The sequence below is a fragment of the Gemella sanguinis ATCC 700632 genome (assembly GCF_000701685.1).
GTDB lineage: Bacteria > Bacillota > Bacilli > Staphylococcales > Gemellaceae > Gemella > Gemella sanguinis.
Map to the genome: position 1 here is coordinate 80,551 of NZ_JNJO01000003.1, position 20,978 is coordinate 101,528.

A 20,978-nucleotide genomic window follows, 5' to 3' on the forward strand; every position below is an offset into this window, starting at 1 on the left:
TTGTTATGAATGATTATCAGAGGATTATAGATTATAATTTCAGTGATATAGTTCTTGATGACAAACTTGTAGTAAAATTCAAGGTAAAGAAAACTTTTAATGAATCACAATTTATAAGTCTATTTTCTTCTAAAAGGGGAGAAAGATTTATAATAAGGACACCTGATACAAAGCATGCTATTATTGGTATTGGGTACGAATCAACTTGGTTGCTTGATTCAAATGATTTTCTAACTAGTTTTGATAATAGTAGTGTTCTTTCTGGTTTTGAGGAATTAAAAACGCAAGTTACATTTCTTGATATAGATGAGCATGATGAAGAATATTTTGGTATCTATGGTGGTGTATCAGATGGTAAAAATAAGAGTAGTCAAGAATGGGTAGATTTTAGTGATACAACTTTTGTGATACCCGGGATACTAGCTGTATTTAAGGAAGAAGAAGTTTACTTTACTTTATTCTTCAATATGAAAGAAGAAAAAGATTTTACTTCTTTGTGGCATGAGAGAATTCAATTCTTAGAAGAACTTGAAAATTATAAAGAAAAACTAAACGAACCACATATTTCTGTTGTAAGAGATATTTATCCAGAGCTTTGGCAAGAAGATATTAGATCAGCGTTGTTACAAATAGAAAAAGATGAATTGAAGAGAATAGTATTATCAAGAAAGAACTTGGTATTATTAGAAAATAATACATCCCTAGCAGCTTTAACTAGATATTTATTTATAAAAAATAGGTATTTTATTGCGTTTGAATCTAAGAAGAGTTTGTTCTTAAGTACTAATCCACTAATCTCATTAGATTATCAAGAAGAAAATTTAAATGCGTATTTATATTTAAAACAGGAGAATTTATTTGATGATGATTTCTCGATTATGTGCGATGAGGAAGAAATAATTAACGAGTATAAAGATAACTTTGAAAAACACTATGATACTAGTTTCAAAGTTAGTGAAGACACTGTTTTAATGGGTAAAAAATTAGATCTTTACTCGGTATTACAATCAAAAATAGAAAATAAAGAACAAGCGATAAAAGCTTTAAGCCTATTATATCCAATTCCATTAATTAAGGGTTATCCAGAAGATGTTGCGCATGATTTCTTTGAGGATAAGAATGATATAGGATATGGATTCTGGTACTCGCCATTCGGGTACATAAATAATGATTTAAATGCGAAGTTCTACACATGTGGTAATATGATGATTTCACAAAATAATATGATTACATTATTTACGAGTATTCTTTTATCTAAAGATCAGACATACAATAAAGTAGTAGAAAGATCAGATGAAATAGTAAAATCTAGATTAAGATTATTCGATCATTTAGAGGAAGAATAGTATGAAGTTATCTACAGTGCAAAAGGGGGCCTTACTCACTATTTCAGGTGCAACATGCTGGGGAATATCAGGTGTATTAGGTGAATATCTACTAAATGTTTCAAAAATTAATTCAATGTGGGTAATATCTACAAGGATGTTTTATGCAGGATTAATTTTAATAACATTGCTATTTTTTAAAGATAAAACAGATTTATTTAGAGTTTTTAAAAATAAAAAAGATATAATAAGACTTATTAATTTTTCGTTTTTTGGTTTATTAATATGTCAGGAAACGTATTTTTTGGCAATAAAATATACTAATGCTGGTATGGCAACGGTAATTCAATTTACTGGTCCAGTAATGATAATGGCATTTTATTGTATAGTTAATAGAAGAGCACCACTACCTAGAGAAGTAATTGCTATTACTGCAGCACTATTTGGTGTTGTACTGATGGCAACGCACTTAGATTTTAGTAAATTAAATATTTCTTCAGTAGGATTGTTTTGGGGAATCCTTTCTGCGATAGGTTTAGCAAGTTATAATATATCTTCTCTTCACCTAACCGCAAAATATGGAGTTATGCCAACTATTGCCTGGGGGCTATTAATCTCGGGTATTGTAATATATTTTGGAACAGGTAGCTATTATGTACCACAAGGATTTAGTTATATTGACTTTTTATGTATTAGTGGAATAATACTAATAGGAACTATCGCTTCATTTAGCTTATACCTTGAAGGAGTAAGATTAATTGGGGCAGTTAAAGGAAGTATTATCGGTTGTCTTGAGCCTATTGCTGCAATAGTGTTTTCATTTTTACTATTAGGATCAACATTTGGTATTTTTGATATATTGGGTGCAGCATTTATATTACTAGCAGTTATAGTTTTAAGTAAAAGATAAATAATTATAAGATAGGGGTGAATTTAGATAATTTACCCCTAGTATAATGTAAGAAAGAGGAAATTTAATGAGTAATCAAAATTTTGAAGAGATGTATAAAAGTAAAACTACTAAGGAACTGACTATCCTTGCAAAAGAATTAGGAGTACCTCGTTATTATACTTTAAACAAAAAAGAATTAGTTTTAGCTATTTTAGAGAAACAATCAAAAAGTGAAGATCACTATTACGCAACTGGCATACTAGACGATATTCACCCAGAGAATGGATTTGGTTTTTTAAGAACGGTTGACTATAAAAAAGGTGAGACTGATATTTACATTTCTGCTTCTCAAATTCGTCGTTTTGAACTAAAAAAAGGTGACGAAGTAAGTGGAAAAGTTAGAAAACCTAGAGAAGGGGAACGTTATGCAGGGATACTTCAGGTTGATTTAGTTAATGGAGTAGATGCAGAAGTAGCAAAAGGAAGATCACATTTTCAGGCGTTAACTCCAATATATCCAGATAAAAAAATAGTATTAGAAACTATTAAAGAAAATTTATCAGGAAGATTTGTTGATTTAGTAGCACCAATAGGATTTGGGCAACGTGGATTAATTGTGGCACCTCCTAAAGTTGGTAAGACTACGCTATTAAAAGATATAGCAAATTCAATTAGAAAAAACTATCCAGATAAAAAATTAATTATCTTATTGATTGATGAGAGACCAGAAGAAGTTACAGATATGGAAAGATCTGTAAAAGGTGCAGATGTAGTAAGTTCTACTTTTGATGAAACTTCTGAGAACCATATTAAAGTAGCGGAGTTAGTTATTGAACATGCAAAACGTCGTGTAGAATTAGGACAAGATGTTATAATTCTAATGGATAGTATAACTCGTCTTGCACGTGCATATAATATTGTAGAACCTAGTAGTGGTAAGGTGCTAAGTGGTGGAGTAGATCCTTCAAGTCTTCATAAACCAAAGGCATTTTTTGGTGCAGCACGTAACGTTGAAGGTGGAGGAAGTCTAACTATTATTGCAACAGCATTAATAAACACTGGTTCAAGAATGGATGATTTAATTTTTGAAGAATTCAAAGGAACTGGGAATATGGAAATAGTTCTTTCACCAGAATTAGCTTCTAGAAGAGTGTTTCCAGCCATTGACTTCCTAAAAAGCTCTACAAGAAAAGAGGATTTACTATTATCACCAGATGAAGTTAAAATACTATGGCAGACTAGACGTAAATTGGAAGATGTTAGCGAGCCAACAATAGGAGTTTTAAATCATCTTAGAAAACATAATAGTAATAAAGAATATATTGCAGAAATGAAAAAATTTATTAAAGAATAATAAAAATATGATATTATATTAGAATTAATAGACAAGGTATATAAGCTATGTTATAATCTAAATTACATTTAATATCAGGAGGGAAATTTTGGAGACAGTAAAATTTTTAATTGATTTTGTATTGCACATAGATAAACATCTAGGCGAACTGATGATTCAACATGGTCCGTGGTGGATGTATGGAATAATATTTTTAATTATCTTTATAGAAACAGGTGTGGTATTTATGCCATTCCTACCAGGTGATTCACTATTATTTGCTAGTGGAGCATTATGGGCAGCAACAGGCAATAATATATTTGCACTATTATTATTATGTATAGCTGCAGCTGTTATTGGTGATAACTGTAACTACTTTATCGGTAGAAACTTTTCAGAATATCTAAAGAGTAAACCATGGTTTAAAAAACTTGTTTCAGATGAAAATATTCAAGATGCAGAGAACTTTGTTGCTAAACATGGTGGGAAATCTATTTTCTTAGCTAGATTCTTCCCGATCATCCGTACTATTGTTCCATTTATAGTTGGAGCAGGAAAAATGGAGTACAGAAAGTTTAGAACTATTGACTTCTTCGGAGGACTTTGTTGGTGTACACTTTTTGTTTCTGTTGGATACTTCTTTGGAAACATAGAATTTGTTAAAAATAACTTCTCAGTAGTAGTAATAGCTATTATCTTAATTAGTTTAATTCCTATTTTAGTTGGAGTTGTTAAATCAAGAAAAAAAGCAAAATAATAAATGAGTAAAACGAGGTTCATGATGAATCTCGTTTTTATATTGGAAATTTGATAATTGCTAATTATCAATATATAATTAAAGTAGTTTTAAAAGTAAAGGAGTGAAATTAATGAACTTAGGTATAGTTGGCGCAGGAATGATTGTCAAAGATTTCTTATCTTTTTCACATGAGCTCCCAGAAATAAAATTAGAAGCAATAGTTGCGAGAAATATAGAGAATTTAAAGAACTTACAAAGTACGTATAATATAAAAGAAATATTTACAGACCTAGATGAATGTTTAAGTAGTCCTAGTATAGATACGATTTACGTAGCTGTTCCTAATAACTTACATTATTCAGTTGCTAAAAAAGCACTAGAAGTTGGGAAAAACGTAATTTGTGAAAAACCATTTACATTGGATTATAATGAAACTGTTGAATTATTTCAATTAGCAGAGAGTAAAAATCTTATTCTAATAGAGGCTATAACTAACCAATATCTTCCTAATTACTTAGAAATAAAAGAAAATCTTTCTCAAATAGGAAATATTAGATTAGTAGAATGTAATTTTTCGCAATTATCTTCACGATATGAAGCTTTTAAAAAAGGTATTATTGCACCAGTCTTTGATAAAAACCAAGGTGGAGGTGTATTAGGAGACCTTAATATTTATAATATTCACTTTGCAGTAGGATTATTTGGAGCTCCGAAAAATAGTAAGTATTATCCAAATATAGTTAGAGAAGTAGATACTTCAGGAATTTTAATATTAGAATATGATGAATTTAAAGTAGTATGTATTGCAGCTAAAGATACCTATAATAATAGTTACGCTAATATTCAAGGTGATAAAGGTCTTATAAAAGTAATAGGTCCTCTAAATGAAGTACCAAACTATATTATTAAAAATAAAGAAGTAGAAATGAAAGTTAATAAAAATATACATAAACATAGAATGTATTCGGAGTTTAAGAAATTTATTGATGTAATTGATAATAAAGATTTTGATTTCATGCAAAAACAAAAGGCACATAGTTTAGCGGTTATGGAAATTTTTGATAAATCTAGAAAACAAATTAACTAAGGAGAAAGCGACATGACTTATTTTAATAAACCATTTAACACAGAGGAACAACCAATTGAAAAAGATAGATATAGATTATTATGGGCAGCACTTTGTCCATATGCTCACCGTGCAGTAATCGCTAGAAAATTATTAGGATTAGATAATGTAATTAGTCTAGGTACATTAGATTATCGTAGAGGTGAAGATGGTTGGCAATTTTCACTAGATTCAGATGGTGTTGATCCAGTATTAAAAAAACCAACAATAAAATCAGTTTACAATTATAGTGAACCTAATTATGAAGGGCCATATTCTGTACCTGCATTAGTAGACTTGAAAACTGAAAAAATAGTACGAAAAGAATCAGCTGAAATACTTCATGAATTTGCTACTATATTTAAGCCGCTTCATAAAGAAGGTGCAATAGATTTATATCCAGAATCTTTAGCAAAACAAATAGATGAATGGAATGAGAAATTAGCTGTTGCAGTTAATGATGGAGTTTATGGAATGGGATTTGCTAAAACTCAAGATGAGTATGATTTAGCATTTAATAGATTTTTTGATGCATTAGATGAAGTAGAAGAACGCTTATCAAATCAACGATATATTAATGGAAATTCTATTACAGAAACTGATATTAGATTTTATACGACTATGATACGCTTTGATGTCGTATACTATGGAATGTATGGTGCTAATAAAAAAAGAATAGAAGATTACCCAAATATATTTAATTACTTAAAAGATTTATATCAAACTCCTGGTTTTGGTGATACAACTGATTTTGAAGCAATAAAAGTTGGTTACTATTTATCTGGTGGTAAAGAAATAGTTCCTGGTGGTCCAAGTGTAGATAAATGGCAAGAGCCACATGATAGATTAAGATTCTAATAAAATGAAAATACTAAATGTAGAAAAGTATAGTCTTACTGAAGAACAATTAACTAAATTTGGCTTTTTGAGAGATAGTGTAGGACTGTATCTAAATAAAGATATATTAAATAATGAGTTTAGAGTTGAAATTAGAGTTTTAGATAAAGCTTTTGAAATTGAAGTCTATGATAATAATTTTAATGAAATATATCCATTATTTAGTGTAGATAGTGCAGTAGGAGAGCTAGTTTCAAATGTTCGTGATGAAGTAGAAATAATAATAAAAGAGATTTTAGAGTTAACTGATAATAAAAATGCTATTTATAATGAAATTAAAAAATATATAAACAAAAAGTATAGTGGCACTATGGTTAAACATTTTAAAAGTAATCCGAATATAAAAGCCTTTGTGACAGATAAAAATAAATGGTATGCTCTAATACTTGATGTAGAGTATAATAAATTAAATAAAGAAAGTCCAATAGAATCAAAAGTTAAAATTATTAATCTAAAACATAATACTGACCATATTCCTATGATTATTAATGAAAGAAATATATTTCCTTCATACCATATGAGTAAAAAACATTGGATTAGTGTTGTGATTGATAATAATATAGATTTAGATTATTTAAAACAGTTAATTGATATAAGTTTCAAACTTGTAAATAAATAAAAGGAATGGAAAAAATACCATTCCTTTTATTTATTATTTCGATAATAATGATAATGCTAGTACTGCTGTAGAAACTAATGGAACAATAGAAAGGTAAGGAATATCTCCTATAGCTCCAAAAAGTACTGAAGTTATAAAATATAATAAACTCGAGAATATAGTTATAATAATACCAGTTTCATAAGATAAGGGTTTGTTTATATAAATATTTACAACAACTGTAAGTGCAAGTATCATTACAAATATCGCTAAAAACCATGGGAATAACTTAAATAAAAATAAGGCAACAACAATATTAACGATAACTTTAAATATTAGATTATTACCATTTTTCTGGATAACTAAAGCATTTAGAAGTATGGCAATTATTAAACCAATAAAATAAAATGGGTTGTAATAAAAATTTTCGTTTAGTGATAACAAACTAGTTATTATTAAATATAAAGCCCAAAGAACACTAATTATTAAAGAAACTTTAGCTAGATTATTATTTTTAATAAATTTTCTACTTTGAGGTACTTCTTTATTATCAGAGTCTATTATGTTATCTGAACTTATACTACTATTTAGATTATTAGTATTATTGAAATTAGTGATATTAGTATTTTTATATGTATTTCTTTTATATGTTATACAAGATATTAATAACAAAACTATTTGAATAATAACTGTTACTAAAGTATAAGGGATAAAAACAGCCCCCAAAAATCCAGTTACAGCATATAAAATTAATGTAGTAATTACTAATGCAAAGGTATGCCTTTTTTCGAATGAAATAATTATATTGAGTATTGTTGTAATTACTAATGCAATTAAATGAGGTAGTAAAAATCCAAACACCATACCAAATCCAATTTGCAGATCTCGTTCTCCATGATCTACTCTATAAGTTGTTGAAATAATTAGATATAAAATAAAGAATACATAAATTGATGTTATTGCGAGTGATATTCTGGATAGTATTAGAGATACATTATTATTTTTCATATTAAAACACCTCCTATAAATTAATTATTTGATATGTAGTTCTATTTGAATTTATAGATACTAATACTTAATAAAACAACTTGCACAGAAACCGCTAGAACCATAATAGTTCCAAGTAAGCCAGCTATAATATATAAAATAAGTGTTATACCTGTTAATATTTGATTAATGCTTCCTTCTAATGAAATAATGATATTAAATATAGCTGCAATTGCTAGTGCGATTAGATGTGGAAATAGAATTGCTAATAACATACCTCCACCAGCTCCTGCACTTGGATCTGAACTAGATGGTGAAGATAAGATAAATAGAAAACCAAAATATAGCAAAGTTATCGCAAGAGATATTCTATTTAAGACTAGTGAAAAATCATTGTTGTTCATTTAACAACCTCCAGTATATTATTTTTTTAATTATCTTTATTTTTAAATGTTGCCAAAGCAAATACTAACAGTATTACTTGGATAATAGATATTATTACAGTAGATGGGAAAAAAAGTTCTCCTAGCATTCCAGAAATTACGTATATACTTATTGTTGTCATTATCATAGATTCATTAATAGTTTGTTTTAGTGAAATGAAAATATTAAATACAGTAGCTGTTACAACAGCTGCTAGATGAAAAGGTAGATATTCAATAATCATATCCATCCAATTTTCTACACTTGAATATAAACTAGATGATTCAAATATAGTAACTAGCCAACCTATATATGGCAAAGTTATTACTAGTGATATTCTTGTTAAAAATAGAGGTAAAGTGTTATTTTTCAACTTAAAATTACTCTCATTAATTCTTTTTAATATATTAGCCATTTTATTATATTTTTTTAAGGCTAAACAAGCAAGTATTAAAAAGATAGTTTGTGGAACAAAAAAAACACATAGTATACGAATATAATAATAATCAGGGAATAAAGAAATCAACATTGCTCCAAAACTAATATATAAAAAAAGTGTTATTAATATCAGGGGTAAGGGATTGTTATCTTCATAGTGTTTTTTATAGGAAATCTTAATATTTAATATAGTAGGTATTAAGAATAAAATAAATAAAAATATTAGGTAGTATAAAAAAACAAGTCCAACTGTTAAAAATACAAACCAAATGAATAAAGTTATTGCAAGTGCTATTCTAGAAAACATTAGTGGTAGTTTATTATTTTCCATGTTAGAATCCTCCTGAATATTATTTCTTTAATCATCTTTATTTTTAAATGTTGACAAAGAAAATACTAATAGTATTACTTGGATAATAGCTATTATTACTGTAGATGTGAAAAAAAGTGCTCCTAGCATTCCGGCAAATACGTATATAATTATTGTTATAATTATCAAGGGTTCATTAATACTTTCTTTAAATGAAATAATAATATTAAATAGAGCGGCTATTACTACAGCAGTTAGATATGGATATAAGAAGAACATTATAATACCCACTCCACCTCCTGCGCTTGAATAGGAGCTAGATGATTCAAATAAATTAAATAGCCAACCTATATATAGTAATGTTATTCCTAGTGTTATTCTAGTAAGGACTAAAGCTGTTGTATTTTTTTCCATTTTAAAAACTCCTTTCATTCTTTTTTGTAACTATATTAATTATTTTATTCTGTCTTTGTTAAATGTTAAATAAGCAAGTATTAAAAAGATAGTTTGTGGAATAAAGAATATAGCAAATATATAGAATAGAAAAGGTGCTATAAAAGTTATTATTAGACCAAAAATAATATAAGAAAGTAGTGTGATAAGTATCATTCCAAAGAAATCATCTTGTTCATATCGTTTTTCATAAGAAATAATAATATTTAATATAGTTGGGATTAAGTATATTAAGAATATTGGAAATAGGAAGTAAGTATAAGCCAAGAAGATTGTTAAGGCTAGAAACCAAATAAATAAAGTTATTGTAAGAGCTGTTCTAGATAATTGAAGAGATTGTTTATTCTTTTCCATGTTAAATTCCTCCTGAATATTATTTTTACGAAATAATGTATTTTTTTCTTTTATAAAATAAGACACTATTTAAAGGTTATACAAGCAATTAATAATAAGATAACTTGAATCGTAATTGCTGGGATAGTCAAACTACTAAAAAAAGGAACGAAAAAAGCACCTAGTAATCCTGATGCAATATAAACAATAAGTGTTATAACTATTAGTGGTTGGTTTATAATGCGTTCAAATGAAATAATAATATTTAATATAGTAGAAATTGCTAATGTAACTAGATGTGGAAATAAGAATACCAACATCATACCTATTCCATCTCCTACACTACGATCTGAACTAGATGGTGTGGATAAAACAAATAGTGCACCTATATATAGTAAAGTTATACCTAGTGATATTCTTGTTAAAACTAGAGGTAAAGTGTTGTTTTTCATTATAAAACTCCTCTCATTTATTTTTTTAATTATACTAACTGTTTTTTTCTATTTTTTAAATATTAAACAAGAAAGTATTAAAAAGGTAGTTTGCGGAATAAATAATATATAAATTATATCGGCTAGATACGAAGGATACATAGAAATTGATATCACCCCAAAACCAATATATGAAAAAAGTGTTGCCAAAATCCCTGCTAAGGAATTACTTTTTTTATGATTCTTTTCATAAGCAATGATAATATTAAATATAGTTGGGACTATGTATAAAAAAAAGATAGGCAGTAGAAATAATGTATAACCACAGTAGATAGTTAAAGCGAGAAACCAAATTAATAAAGTTATTGTAAGGGCTGTTCTAGATAGCTGTAGAGATAGTTTATTCTTTTCCATTTTATATCCAGCCTTCTTCAGTTGCCTTTTTTACAGCTTCTGTTCTATTTTTACAATTAAGTTTTGTTAGTATATTAGAAATATAATTTCTTATTGTCCCTTCAGATAAATATAGTTCTGAAGAGATTTCTTTATTAGACAAACCTTCTTTAACTTTTACTAATAATATTTTTTCTTGATTTGATAGGGGATTATGATTAGTAAAAATATTTTCCATAAGTTCTGGTGAATATTCCTTATTCCCTGCTAAAACATTATTTATTGTTTTCATTAATTCATCGATAGAGCGATCTTTAAGAACATATGCATCAACATTATTTTTAATGGCACGTTCAAAGTAACCAGATCTTTTGAATGTTGTAACTATAATTACTTTACAGCTTATACCTTTATTACGGATAAATTCTAGTACATCTAAACCTGTAGCTTCAGGCATTTCTATATCTAGTATAGCTACATCAATACTAGAGTCCACCAATATATCCATTGCTTCTTTTCCATTTTTAGCTTGTAATACCTCATCGATTGAATCTTCCATAAGAAGTAGTGTAGCCATAGCATCACGTAGCATACTTTGATCTTCTGCAATTAATAATCTCATAAATACCTCCATTAGTTGTCTTTACTAATTGTTACTCTAATAATAGTAGGTTCTTTTTTAGAAAGTATTTCTATTTTTCCTTCTACTACCTTTATTCTTTCCCTAATTGAAGCTAATTCACTTCCTGTTATTACCTCAAATCCACAACCATTATCTTTAGCAGTAATAGTGTAGTTATTATTACTCTCATCTAATATTATATCACATTTATTAGCTTTACTGTGTTTAATAATATTATTTGTTAATTCCTTTAAAATCATCGTAATAGTCCACTCTTGAAGCCCAGTTGGTTTAGTAGCAAAATTGTTATTAAGATTTAGTTGAATATCACTCATTATCATAATATCTTGGATAATTTTAATTTCTTCTTTAATGGTACGGTGTTTAAGTTTATTAACTATTGCACGTGTATTATCCATTGATTCTTTACTAATTTTACTAATTTCACTAAGTTCTTTTTTTGCTGCTTCTATATTATTTTTTTGTAAATATTTCTCTGCAAGCTCAGCCTTAAGTTTTAACATAACAAAAGTATGTCCAATACTATCATGGAGATCTTGACCAATTCTATTACGCTCATTTTCAGCTAGTAGGATATTAATATGCTCGTTATATTTAATACGTTCATTTTTTAGCTTGTTTCTTTCGTAACCACGTTTTTGTAGAAAGTACGTAATGAGACATAGGAAGTAGAAACAAAACATAATTACTTTATCACCTAAAAATAGTGATGTTAGCGCAATATGAATCATAATTGAATTAATTACTATAAAGAAACTTATTGATCTATATGTAGTGTAATCATCATGAAATCTCCAAACCAATAGATTACTTAGATAAAAAGAAAATAACATATTCGTTGGATTAATATATAGTGCCATAAATGCAATATAGAAAGCTAAATAAAACCATTCTATAAAAATAATATACTTATTTTCAGTAAATAGAATAGAAATATATGAAACAATCGCCATTATAGTCAGAGGCAATATATAAATTGGATAACTACCATTAACTATATATACTAGTGGAAAAACAAAAAATACTAGTGATATAAAAAACATATAGTTAGATTTAATTTTATTTATTAATACTTTATTCATGTTCGTCTCCTTTATTTAAAGGTATATTTTATATGATATCACAAAACTAAAGGTGTGTGAATAATGTAATCACACACCCTTAGCTTATTTAGTTTCTGTTTTACGTTTAATTACTAAAGTAAGGATAATAAATCCAAAACTATAAGCAAGTAAAACTCCAAATGAAGAGAAAGAGAAAACTCCATCTTTAAGATATTTATTTACAAATTCTAATAGGTTATATGTTGGAGTTACTTTAGAAATATTTTGTAACCATTCTGGGAATAGGTAAGTTGGCCACCATAATCCACCTAACATAGCTAATCCTAAATATAAAATATTTGCTAATAAACTTAATTTTTCTACTGATTGAATTAGACTTAATAATAGTCCCATTCCTAAGAAAGTAATACTACCAAGAACCATTAATACTCCTGCCATAATCCATTCACGTGCACTCATATTAACATCTCTTAGAAAATGTCCAACGATGAATACTACAACAACAGATACTATAAAAGTGAAAATAATACGAATAAAACGTGCTATATAGTATTCAGATAACTTAATAGGTGAATTGTTAATTAAGTGTAGATAGTTATTATTTTCATCTTCTCTAATAGAAACAGGTAGAGAGAAGAATGCAAAGCTTATGCTACTGAATGCAGTCATTGAAATTAGCATATCTTTAATAACTTTAGTTTGAACAGCAGGATCATCAAATTGTTGCATTCCTGAAAATAATACAAAGAAGATTACTGGGAAACCTAATCCCATAATAAAGTTTGATAAATTTCTTTTAGTAAAAATAAATTCCATTTTTAAAAGTGTGCCTATATTGCTCATTGCCTTGTCTCCTTATTGTTCTTTAGTAGTATTAAATATACTATCAAGTAGTGTTCTGTTTTGAATTTCTAAATCATTTAAAGTACATCCTGATTTTTGTAAAGTATTCCAAATTAAATCAGTTTTTTTAGTTAAGAAGTTGAAACTATCTCGTTTTATTTCTAAGTTGTAAATTTCTGGATTGTTTTCAATAACTTCTAAGTATTTAATAGGTAAAGTGAAGAATTTCTCTACTTCTTCAGCTCTCATAGCGTGTGGAGTAGTATCACGAATTAGTTCCCCTTTATTAAGAACTAATATTCTATCTGCAGTATGTTCTACTTCTTCAATATAGTGAGAAGAGTAGATAATAGTTAAGCCGTCATTTTTTAATGTATTTACTATTTCCCAAAATCTAATACGTGTTGAAGTGTCCATTCCAGCAGTTGGTTCATCTAAAAATAGAATACTTGGTTTTCCTATTAATGAAAGTACGAAAGAAAGAAGTCTTCTTTGACCTCCTGAAAGTTTAGAGGCAAAAGTTTCTTTTAGTTTGCTATCAAATCTTAATAAGTTGTCAATTTCTTCATCAGATAAATGATCTTTATATAGTTTTTTCACAAAATCAATTAATTCTTTAACTTTAAGTTTTTGAGGAACAACATTTTCTTGTGGAAGAACATTAACTGATTTTTTTAATTTATTATTTGTTGGTTGTAAATTATTTATTTTAATACTTCCTGAATCTATAAATTTATTACCTAAAAGGCAATTCATTAATGTTGTTTTACCAGCTCCATTTGGTCCTATAAGAGCTACGCAATCCCCTTCGAAAATATCGAATGAAATGTTATTTAAAATTCTTTTTTTATTTATTTGTTTATTAATATTTTTAATTTCTATAACTTTTTTTGTTTCCATTTTTGTCACCTCTTGTTTGATGATTTAATTATAGCAAAGTAAAAAATATAATTTCAGTAGAACTTGTCATTACACAATATGACAAATGTCACATTGTCATAAAATAAAAAAACTCCAAGGTATGCTTGGAGTTTAAAACTATTATTTAATTTCTTCTATATCTAAATATTTAACGGTAGGATTATTTGTAATGGTATTAATAACATTAGTTACGACTTTACTTACTGGAAGTGGGTAAACATTTTTAAAGAAGCTAATTCCTAATGTAGCGAATAGTTTAATTGGTATTACATTAAAGTAAGATGATAACCTGTTTGTTCCATACATAAGTCCAGGACGAACTATTAAGTAATCTATATTAGATTGCTCGATTATTTGTTCAGCGTTCTTTTTACTATTATAATAATCAGCAAAACCACCTTTTGCGGAGAAGTATACTAGTTTTTTTATATTATACTTAGAACATAGTTGTAAAGATTTAGCTACACTTTCTGTATTAAGCTTTTTGTAAAGTTGTTTATTCTTTATTGTTCCAACTAAATGAATCGCGACATCGAATTTTTCTTCTATATATATGTCATCTATTGAAAAAATATCTCCTTGTATCCAAGAAATACTTTTGAACTCTGCTTCGTTAATTTTATTTCTAGAAAGATAACTAATATTTATATTTCTATTAACGGCTAGTCTAATAAATTCTTTCCCAACAAAGCCATTACCACCAATTAGTAAGATATTCATACACACCTCAAAAATTTAATTATATTTGAACTTTATTTGTTAAAATATACTATCATGCTTATTTATAAAAGTAAAATTATTTATTCTTAAAATAAAAAGTGATATAATAAAAACAATTTATAATGGTAGGAGGAATTTTATGAGAGTAGGATTAGTTTTAGAAGGTGGAGCGATGAGAGGGATGTTCACCGCCGGGGTACTAGATGTATTTATGGAAAATAATATTAAAGTTACGGACATAGTTGGTGTCTCAGCAGGAACTCTTTTTGGGATTAACTATGTTTCAAAACAACCTAAGCGTGCTCTTCGATATAACTTAAGATATATTAATGACAATAGATATATGAGTATAAAAAGTTTAATGAGAACAGGAAACCTTATAAATAAAGATTTTACTTATTATAAACTTCCATTTCAGTTAGATGTATTTGATAATAAGACTTTTAAACAATCAGATATAAACTTTTTTGCGACAGTTACTAATATAGAAACAGGGGAAGCAGAGTATATCAAAATAGAAGATGCTTTTAAACAAATGGAAACATTAAGAGCGACATCGGCGCTGCCATTTATATCTGAAATAATCGAAATTAATGGTAAAAAGTATCTAGATGGTGGTATAGCAAACAGTATACCAGTAGATTATTTTGAAAAACAAAATTATGATAAAATTATAGTAATTTTGACAAGACCTATAGATTATAGAAAGAAAAAAACAACAGGTGTTCAATTTAAAGTAGCCTATGGTAAATATCCAAAGCTTATTGAAAAGTTAGAGAACAGATATCAAGATTATAATGATACTGTTGAAAGAATAGTGGAATTGGAAAAACAAGGTAAGGTTCTAGTAATTAGACCAGATGAAGAAATAACAATAAAACGACTAGAAAAAGATACTGACAAATTACAACATGTTTATGATTTAGGTATAAAGAATGGTAAAGAGTCGATAGAAAGAGTTAAAAATTATTTAGCAGAGTAATAAGGAGAATAAGTTATGGATTCTAATAAAATTAATAAAGACTTATATAAAAGAAAAGATGTTGAAACATTAAAGAAAGAATTATCTCCAATAGAATATGCTGTAACAATGGAAGATGTGACAGAAAGTCCATATACTGGAAAATACTGGAATAGTTTTGAAGAAGGTATATATGTAGATATTACTTCTGGAGAACCTTTATTTTCTTCGAAAGATAAGTTTAATTCTAGTTGTGGTTGGCCAAGTTTTTCTAAGCCAATAGAAAAAGATGTAACAAAATATTATAAAGATACTTCTCATCTTATGGAAAGAATTGAAGTAAGAAGTAGAGTGGGTGACGCTCACCTTGGTCATGTCTTTGAAGATGGCCCATTAGAATTAGGTGGTTTAAGATACTGTATAAATAGTGCAGCCTTAAAATTTATTAAAAAAGAAGATCTAGAAAAAGAAGGATATGGATATTTATTAAGTATTTTTGAATAAATAATAAAAACGGTTTCTAAATGAAAAGCATTATCAATTAGAACCGTTTTTTTTCTTTTTTTGGTAATAAAAATCTCTAAAAATAAGAGTGATTTTTCATGTGTTGTAGTAACAGTATAATAACAGTTTCTAAAAAACAATTAAAACACCTTTAAAAAACAAAAGTCCAAAGAAGACGTTTTCTTTAGAGTTTCATTAAGATTTCATCAGAATTTCAAAGATTATTATTAATATTTTACTATATTTAAGTGGAAAATTTCAAAAAATAATGAGCTGTACTAGTACTTGAGTTCACAAAATGTACACATTTAGAACCGAAATCATATTGTCTTATAAAAGAGCTTATTGTAAACTAAAGGTGTAACAAATAGTTTAATTATTAAATTTATTTATCACAATATAATTATAAATTTTAAGGAGTGACATATATATGACAACAGTTGCAGAAAAAAAAGCATTCGTTGGTGGTAAATGGCAAACAGAAGTAGATTTAGTAGATTTTATCAAATCTAACTATACAGAATATAGAGGAGATTCTTCATTCTTAGAAGGTCCTACAGAAGCTACTAAAATTTTAGTAGAAAAATTCAATGATTTAATGCGTCAAGAACGTTTAGCTGGTGGAACACTAGACATGGATACTAGCATCCCATCTACTATTCTTTCACACGGACCAGGATACATTGAAAAAGATTTAGAACAAGTTGTAGGTTTACAAACTGATAAACCTCTTAAACGTGCTTTAATGACTTTCGGTGGAATTAACATGGCTGTAAACAGCTGTAAAGCATACGGATATGAAGTAGATGAAGAAGTTATTAAAATCTTCACTGACTACCGTAAAACTCACAACCAAGGTGTATTCGATGCATATACTCCAGAAATGCGTTTAGTAAGAAAATCTGGTGTTATCACTGGACTTCCAGATGCATACGGACGTGGACGTATCATTGGTGACTACCGTCGTGTAGCATTATACGGGGTAGACCAACTTATCGCTTGGAAAAAAGAAGATTTAGCTAAAATCGGAGCTGACGGAGTTATGACTGAACACGTTATTCGTGACCGTGAAGAAGTTAACGAACAAATCCGTGCTTTAGGTGAATTAAAAGAATTAGCTAAAATCTATGGATTCGATATTTCTGAACCAGCTACTAACGCTAAAGAAGCAGTTCAATGGTTATACTTTGGATACTTAGCAGCTATCAAACAACAAAACGGTGCTGCGATGTCTATCGGTAACATTGCTACATTCTTAGATATTTATATCGAAAGAGATTTACAAGATGGAACAATTAATGAATCTCAAGCTCAAGAATTAATTGACCACTTAGTATTAAAATTACGTTGCGTTAAATTCGCTCGTACTCCAGAATACAACCAATTATTCTCAGGAGACCCAATTTGGGCTACATTAATCGTTGGTGAAATGTTAGATGCAGAAAGATCATTAGTTACAAAAACTGACTTCCGTTTCATCCACACATTAGACAACATGGGTAACTCTCCAGAGCCAAACTTAACAATCCTTTGGTCTTCTAAATTACCAACTGGATTCAAAGAATTCTGTGCTGAGTCTTCAATCAACCACAGTGCTATCCAATACGAAAGTGATGAATTATTAGCAGACTTCTTAGGAACTTGTGACAAATCTATCGCTTGTTGTGTAAGTGGTATGACTACTGGTAAAGATATGCAATTCTTCGGAGCTCGTGCTAACTTAGCTAAAGCTTTACTATACACAATCAACGGTGGACGCGATGAATTATCAGGTGTTCAAGTTGGACCAAAAACTGAGCCAATCCGTGGCGTATTAAACTACGATGAAGTATGGGCTAAATTCGATGTATTCATGGAATGGTTATGTAAACTATACATCAATACATTAAACGTAATCCACTACATGCACGATAAATACTCTTACGAAAGCTTAGAAATGGCATTACATGACACTAAAGTAAGAAGATTCATGGCAACAGGTATCGCTGGATTCTCAGTAGCAGTAGACAGTTTATCAGCTATTAAATATGCTAAAGTTACACCAATCGAAGACGAAACTGGATTAGCAGTTGACTACAAAATTGAAGGTGAATTCCCAACATTTGGTAACAACGATGACCGCGCAGACGAAATCGCTGTTGAGTTATTAAAAGTGTTCATGACTAAACTTAAAAAACATGAAACTTACCGTGCAGATGAAACTACAACTTCTATCTTAACTATTACTTCTAACGTAGTATACGGTAAGAAAACTGGTAACACTCCAGACGGACGTCGTGCAGGAGAACCATTCTCTCCAGGTGCTAACCCAATGAACGGACGTGACCAAAGCGGAGCATTAGCTTGCTTAAGCTCAGTAGCTAAATTACCATACGAATACAGCCGTGATGGAATCAGCTTAACTGCAGCATTCACACCAAGCTCATTAGGTAAAACTAAACAAGACCAAATCAAAAACTTAACAGCAATGATGGATGGATACTTCAAACAAGGTGGATACCACTTAAATACTAACGTATTTAACAAAGAAACTTTACTTAAAGTTATCGAATCTCCAGAAGATTATCCAAACTTCACAATTCGTGTATCAGGATACGCAGTACGTCTAATCAGTTTAACTCCAGAACAACAACGTGACGTATTAAGCCGTACAATGCACCAATTCATGTAATATAATAATTAAACAAAAAAAAAAGGAGGGGGCTCTTAGCCCCCACTTTTTTATTGTAATATGTTGTAAAAGTATTTACACAAAGTTGTAGAATACGTTATAATAAGTATATAGAAAACAGTAAAGGAGGGGGCAAATTATGAAACTATCTAATTTAGCACCTGTTGAGGATACAAATGAACTAACTGCAAATGTTCACTCTGTAGAATCATTTGGTAACGTAGATGGACCAGGAATAAGATATGTAGTTTTCTTTCAAGGGTGTATGTTAAGATGCAAATATTGTCACAATCCTGATACTTGGAAGATGCACAATCCGGATGCAAAAGTCGTTACAGTAAGTCAATTAACTAAAGAAATAGTTAAATATAGAAATTTCTTCGAAGCCAGTGAAGGCGGAGGAGTTACAGTAAGTGGAGGGGAATCTCTTCTACAACTGGATTTTGTTCTTGAATTATTTAGACAATTAAAAGCACTAGATATTAATACTTGTGTTGATACGTGTGGAGGATTTTATGTTAATACTCCTACTATGAACGAAAAAATATTAGAACTAATTTCATTAACAGATTTATTCTTAATGGATTTAAAACATATTGATGATGAACAACATATAAGACTTACAAAAAGAACAAATAAAAATATCTTACAATTTGCAAGATTTTTAAGCGATAATGGAGCAAAAATGTGGATAAGACACGTACTAGTTCCTAAGTGGACAGATGATGATTATTATTTACAAAAGCTTCGTGATTTTATTGATACTTTAAATGGTGTAGAAAGAGTGGAAGTATTACCATATCATGATATGGCTAAATTCAAATATAAAGAATTAGGCTATGAGTATGAGTTAAATGACATAAATCCACCAACTAAAGATAGAGTAAAAAATGCGATAAAAATTTTACGTGCAAGAGACGATACTAATTAAAAAGGAAGAAGATTTTTTGTCTTCTTCTTTTTTTTATATACAAAAAAATACCACTCCAATTTGGAATGGTATTCTTAATAAGCTATTAGTTTGAAGAAGATCCTTCAAGCATAGATTTAATGTACGCTTCTACATCACTATTATCAGATTTAACATTATATTCTTCAAATAGTTTTTTAAGTGCTTTACTTACTATTGTTTTATCACTTTTTACAGCTTGCTCAGCAGCTCTTTCTTCAAGAGAAGTTTTTAATTCATCGTATGAAGAATCTTTAGTATCTAATACTTTAATAATGTGGTAACCAAATGGAGTTTTAACAACATCTGATACTTGATCTTTATTTAATGAGTAAGCTGCATTACTAAATTCAGATACAAATTTAGTATTTTCTTTAGAAGACCATCCTAAATCTCCACCACTAGAAGCATTTTCTGTATCGTTAGAGTATTCTTTAGCTAAACTAGCAAAATCACCGCCGTCTTTAACTTTTTTAAGAACTTCTTCAGCTTTTTTCTTAGCTTCTTCATCACTTAATCCATTAGGATTAGAATTGCTTTTCACGCTGATTAATATGTGAGCAAGGTGATATTGATGTTTATTCTTTTCATAACTTTCTTTTATTTTATCTTCAGTAATTCCAGCATATTCATTAATCATAAGTGTTTGCGCTGCTTTTACTTTAAGTCCATCTTTATATTTATCTAGTGTAAATCCTTGTTGTTTTAATATTTGTTCGAATTTATCTTTTCCACCGTATTGTTCTTGGGCTTTTTTAAGTTGTTCATCAATAACCTTTTCATCGATTTTATTTTTATATTTATCTAAAAGAACTTTTTGAATCATCATACTTGTTGCTGCTTTAGAAAGTTGATTAGCACCAATACTTTCTACGATGTCTTTTTCAGTTACATCTCCAGCTTTACTAGAAATATATTTAGTTCCTCCAGATGAACATCCTGCTAAACCTATAACTGAAATACTAAGTGCTACAGGTAAAATAGCTTTTTTAAACTTTTTCATTGTGAGAATTCCTCCTAATTTTAACTATGTATAAATATAACA

At 28.7% G+C, this 20,978-nt stretch carries 23 protein-coding genes; 11 read left to right on the forward strand and 12 right to left on the reverse strand.

Going from position 1 to position 20,978, the window contains the following annotated elements; all coding sequences use genetic code 11:
• Positions 1–5 precede the first annotated feature (5 nt).
• From T369_RS0102495 to T369_RS0102525, 7 genes are all read left to right on the forward strand, one after another.
• The gene (locus T369_RS0102495; RefSeq protein ID WP_031551302.1) at positions 6–1,346 is read left to right on the forward strand and encodes a hypothetical protein; all 1,341 of its coding nucleotides are present in this window, start codon (positions 6–8) and stop codon (positions 1,344–1,346) included.
• 1 nt (position 1,347) lies between these two features.
• The gene (locus tag T369_RS0102500; protein ID WP_031551304.1) at positions 1,348–2,235 is read left to right on the forward strand and encodes a DMT family transporter; all 888 of its coding nucleotides are present in this window, start codon (positions 1,348–1,350) and stop codon (positions 2,233–2,235) included.
• Between the two features lie 67 nt (positions 2,236–2,302).
• A complete protein-coding gene (rho, locus tag T369_RS0102505) occupies positions 2,303–3,571 on the forward strand; it encodes a transcription termination factor Rho (RefSeq protein ID WP_006364723.1) in 1,269 nt (422 codons plus the stop codon).
• An 88-nt stretch (positions 3,572–3,659) separates the two neighbouring features.
• Positions 3,660–4,307 carry a VTT domain-containing protein gene (locus T369_RS0102510; protein WP_031551307.1) on the forward strand — a complete coding sequence of 216 codons (648 nt, stop codon included), beginning with the start codon at positions 3,660–3,662 and terminating at the stop codon, positions 4,305–4,307.
• A 112-nt stretch (positions 4,308–4,419) separates the two neighbouring features.
• On the forward strand, positions 4,420–5,376 hold the full coding sequence (locus tag T369_RS0102515) for a Gfo/Idh/MocA family protein (protein WP_031551310.1): 957 nt from the start codon (positions 4,420–4,422) through the stop codon (positions 5,374–5,376).
• A 12-nt stretch (positions 5,377–5,388) separates the two neighbouring features.
• Positions 5,389–6,252: a glutathione S-transferase C-terminal domain-containing protein gene (locus T369_RS0102520; protein WP_031551313.1), complete on the forward strand. Its 864-nt coding sequence runs from the start codon at positions 5,389–5,391 to the stop codon at positions 6,250–6,252.
• Between the two features lie 4 nt (positions 6,253–6,256).
• The gene (locus T369_RS0102525; protein ID WP_031551316.1) at positions 6,257–6,910 is read left to right on the forward strand and encodes an MmcQ/YjbR family DNA-binding protein; all 654 of its coding nucleotides are present in this window, start codon (positions 6,257–6,259) and stop codon (positions 6,908–6,910) included.
• A 33-nt stretch (positions 6,911–6,943) separates the two neighbouring features.
• Here T369_RS0102525 and T369_RS0102530 read toward each other — a convergent pair whose 3' ends face one another.
• The 11 genes from T369_RS0102530 to T369_RS0102585 all read right to left on the reverse strand — a co-directional run bounded on the left by T369_RS0102530 (position 6,944) and on the right by T369_RS0102585 (position 14,848).
• On the reverse strand, positions 6,944–7,897 hold the full coding sequence (locus tag T369_RS0102530; RefSeq protein WP_031551319.1) for a hypothetical protein: 954 nt from the start codon (positions 7,895–7,897) through the stop codon (positions 6,944–6,946).
• 41 nt (positions 7,898–7,938) lie between these two features.
• Positions 7,939–8,280, reverse strand: coding sequence for a hypothetical protein (locus T369_RS0102535; protein WP_031551322.1), 342 nt, complete (start codon positions 8,278–8,280; stop codon positions 7,939–7,941).
• Positions 8,281–8,306: 26 nt separating this feature from the next.
• Positions 8,307–9,068 carry a hypothetical protein gene (locus tag T369_RS0102540; protein ID WP_031551327.1) on the reverse strand — a complete coding sequence of 254 codons (762 nt, stop codon included), beginning with the start codon at positions 9,066–9,068 and terminating at the stop codon, positions 8,307–8,309.
• Positions 9,069–9,095: 27 nt separating this feature from the next.
• A complete protein-coding gene (locus tag T369_RS0102545; protein WP_031551330.1) occupies positions 9,096–9,461 on the reverse strand; it encodes a hypothetical protein in 366 nt (121 codons plus the stop codon).
• Between the two features lie 39 nt (positions 9,462–9,500).
• A complete protein-coding gene (locus T369_RS0102550) occupies positions 9,501–9,854 on the reverse strand; it encodes a hypothetical protein (protein WP_031551333.1) in 354 nt (117 codons plus the stop codon).
• A 65-nt stretch (positions 9,855–9,919) separates the two neighbouring features.
• Positions 9,920–10,285, reverse strand: coding sequence for a hypothetical protein (locus T369_RS0102555; protein ID WP_031551336.1), 366 nt, complete (start codon positions 10,283–10,285; stop codon positions 9,920–9,922).
• A 394-nt stretch (positions 10,286–10,679) separates the two neighbouring features.
• Complete coding sequence (locus T369_RS0102565; protein WP_031551342.1) at positions 10,680–11,279, reverse strand: response regulator transcription factor; 600 nt, start codon at positions 11,277–11,279, stop codon at positions 10,680–10,682.
• An 11-nt stretch (positions 11,280–11,290) separates the two neighbouring features.
• Positions 11,291–12,382 carry a sensor histidine kinase gene (locus tag T369_RS0102570; protein WP_031551345.1) on the reverse strand — a complete coding sequence of 364 codons (1,092 nt, stop codon included), beginning with the start codon at positions 12,380–12,382 and terminating at the stop codon, positions 11,291–11,293.
• An 84-nt stretch (positions 12,383–12,466) separates the two neighbouring features.
• Positions 12,467–13,207, reverse strand: coding sequence for an ABC transporter permease (locus tag T369_RS0102575; protein ID WP_031551348.1), 741 nt, complete (start codon positions 13,205–13,207; stop codon positions 12,467–12,469).
• Between the two features lie 12 nt (positions 13,208–13,219).
• The gene (locus tag T369_RS0102580) at positions 13,220–14,107 is read right to left on the reverse strand and encodes an ABC transporter ATP-binding protein (RefSeq protein WP_031551351.1); all 888 of its coding nucleotides are present in this window, start codon (positions 14,105–14,107) and stop codon (positions 13,220–13,222) included.
• A gap of 141 nt (positions 14,108–14,248) precedes the next feature.
• Positions 14,249–14,848: an NAD(P)H-binding protein gene (locus T369_RS0102585; RefSeq protein WP_031551353.1), complete on the reverse strand. Its 600-nt coding sequence runs from the start codon at positions 14,846–14,848 to the stop codon at positions 14,249–14,251.
• A 139-nt stretch (positions 14,849–14,987) separates the two neighbouring features.
• On the opposite strand from T369_RS0102585, the gene T369_RS0102590 reads away from it, so the two are divergent.
• The 4 genes from T369_RS0102590 to pflA all read left to right on the forward strand — a co-directional run bounded on the left by T369_RS0102590 (position 14,988) and on the right by pflA (position 19,915).
• The gene (locus tag T369_RS0102590) at positions 14,988–15,830 is read left to right on the forward strand and encodes a patatin-like phospholipase family protein (protein ID WP_031551355.1); all 843 of its coding nucleotides are present in this window, start codon (positions 14,988–14,990) and stop codon (positions 15,828–15,830) included.
• A 15-nt stretch (positions 15,831–15,845) separates the two neighbouring features.
• A complete protein-coding gene (msrB, locus tag T369_RS0102595) occupies positions 15,846–16,313 on the forward strand; it encodes a peptide-methionine (R)-S-oxide reductase MsrB (protein WP_031551358.1) in 468 nt (155 codons plus the stop codon).
• Between the two features lie 430 nt (positions 16,314–16,743).
• Positions 16,744–18,984, forward strand: a complete 2,241-nt coding sequence (pflB, locus tag T369_RS0102600; protein WP_031551360.1) for a formate C-acetyltransferase — start codon at positions 16,744–16,746, stop codon at positions 18,982–18,984.
• A 139-nt stretch (positions 18,985–19,123) separates the two neighbouring features.
• Positions 19,124–19,915 carry a pyruvate formate-lyase-activating protein gene (pflA, locus tag T369_RS0102605; protein WP_031551363.1) on the forward strand — a complete coding sequence of 264 codons (792 nt, stop codon included), beginning with the start codon at positions 19,124–19,126 and terminating at the stop codon, positions 19,913–19,915.
• An 85-nt stretch (positions 19,916–20,000) separates the two neighbouring features.
• Here the strand turns inward: pflA and T369_RS0102610 are convergent, their stop codons facing one another.
• Complete coding sequence (locus tag T369_RS0102610) at positions 20,001–20,936, reverse strand: peptidylprolyl isomerase (protein WP_031551365.1); 936 nt, start codon at positions 20,934–20,936, stop codon at positions 20,001–20,003.
• Positions 20,937–20,978 lie beyond the last annotated feature (42 nt).

What these genes read in the sequence shown, in the direction of transcription:
- rho (WP_006364723.1), top strand. Translation starts at nt 2,303, where the DNA reads ATGAGTAATCAAAATTTTGAAGAGATGTATAAAAGTAAAACTACTAAG.
- pflB (WP_031551360.1), top strand. Translation starts at nt 16,744, where the DNA reads ATGACAACAGTTGCAGAAAAAAAAGCATTCGTTGGTGGTAAATGGCAA.
- msrB (WP_031551358.1), top strand. Translation starts at nt 15,846, where the DNA reads ATGGATTCTAATAAAATTAATAAAGACTTATATAAAAGAAAAGATGTT.
- T369_RS0102540 (WP_031551327.1), bottom strand. Translation starts at nt 9,068, where the DNA reads ATGGAAAATAATAAACTACCACTAATGTTTTCTAGAATAGCACTTGCA.
- pflA (WP_031551363.1), top strand. Translation starts at nt 19,124, where the DNA reads ATGAAACTATCTAATTTAGCACCTGTTGAGGATACAAATGAACTAACT.
- T369_RS0102585 (WP_031551353.1), bottom strand. Translation starts at nt 14,848, where the DNA reads ATGAATATCTTACTAATTGGTGGTAATGGCTTTGTTGGGAAAGAATTT.
- T369_RS0102545 (WP_031551330.1), bottom strand. Translation starts at nt 9,461, where the DNA reads ATGGAAAAAAATACAACAGCTTTAGTCCTTACTAGAATAACACTAGGA.
- T369_RS0102520 (WP_031551313.1), top strand. Translation starts at nt 5,389, where the DNA reads ATGACTTATTTTAATAAACCATTTAACACAGAGGAACAACCAATTGAA.
- T369_RS0102515 (WP_031551310.1), top strand. Translation starts at nt 4,420, where the DNA reads ATGAACTTAGGTATAGTTGGCGCAGGAATGATTGTCAAAGATTTCTTA.
- T369_RS0102570 (WP_031551345.1), bottom strand. Translation starts at nt 12,382, where the DNA reads ATGAATAAAGTATTAATAAATAAAATTAAATCTAACTATATGTTTTTT.
- T369_RS0102500 (WP_031551304.1), top strand. Translation starts at nt 1,348, where the DNA reads ATGAAGTTATCTACAGTGCAAAAGGGGGCCTTACTCACTATTTCAGGT.
- T369_RS0102530 (WP_031551319.1), bottom strand. Translation starts at nt 7,897, where the DNA reads ATGAAAAATAATAATGTATCTCTAATACTATCCAGAATATCACTCGCA.
- T369_RS0102610 (WP_031551365.1), bottom strand. Translation starts at nt 20,936, where the DNA reads ATGAAAAAGTTTAAAAAAGCTATTTTACCTGTAGCACTTAGTATTTCA.
- T369_RS0102525 (WP_031551316.1), top strand. Translation starts at nt 6,257, where the DNA reads ATGAAAATACTAAATGTAGAAAAGTATAGTCTTACTGAAGAACAATTA.
- T369_RS0102580 (WP_031551351.1), bottom strand. Translation starts at nt 14,107, where the DNA reads ATGGAAACAAAAAAAGTTATAGAAATTAAAAATATTAATAAACAAATA.
- T369_RS0102565 (WP_031551342.1), bottom strand. Translation starts at nt 11,279, where the DNA reads ATGAGATTATTAATTGCAGAAGATCAAAGTATGCTACGTGATGCTATG.
- T369_RS0102575 (WP_031551348.1), bottom strand. Translation starts at nt 13,207, where the DNA reads ATGAGCAATATAGGCACACTTTTAAAAATGGAATTTATTTTTACTAAA.
- T369_RS0102550 (WP_031551333.1), bottom strand. Translation starts at nt 9,854, where the DNA reads ATGGAAAAGAATAAACAATCTCTTCAATTATCTAGAACAGCTCTTACA.
- T369_RS0102535 (WP_031551322.1), bottom strand. Translation starts at nt 8,280, where the DNA reads ATGAACAACAATGATTTTTCACTAGTCTTAAATAGAATATCTCTTGCG.
- T369_RS0102495 (WP_031551302.1), top strand. Translation starts at nt 6, where the DNA reads ATGAATGATTATCAGAGGATTATAGATTATAATTTCAGTGATATAGTT.
- T369_RS0102555 (WP_031551336.1), bottom strand. Translation starts at nt 10,285, where the DNA reads ATGAAAAACAACACTTTACCTCTAGTTTTAACAAGAATATCACTAGGT.
- T369_RS0102590 (WP_031551355.1), top strand. Translation starts at nt 14,988, where the DNA reads ATGAGAGTAGGATTAGTTTTAGAAGGTGGAGCGATGAGAGGGATGTTC.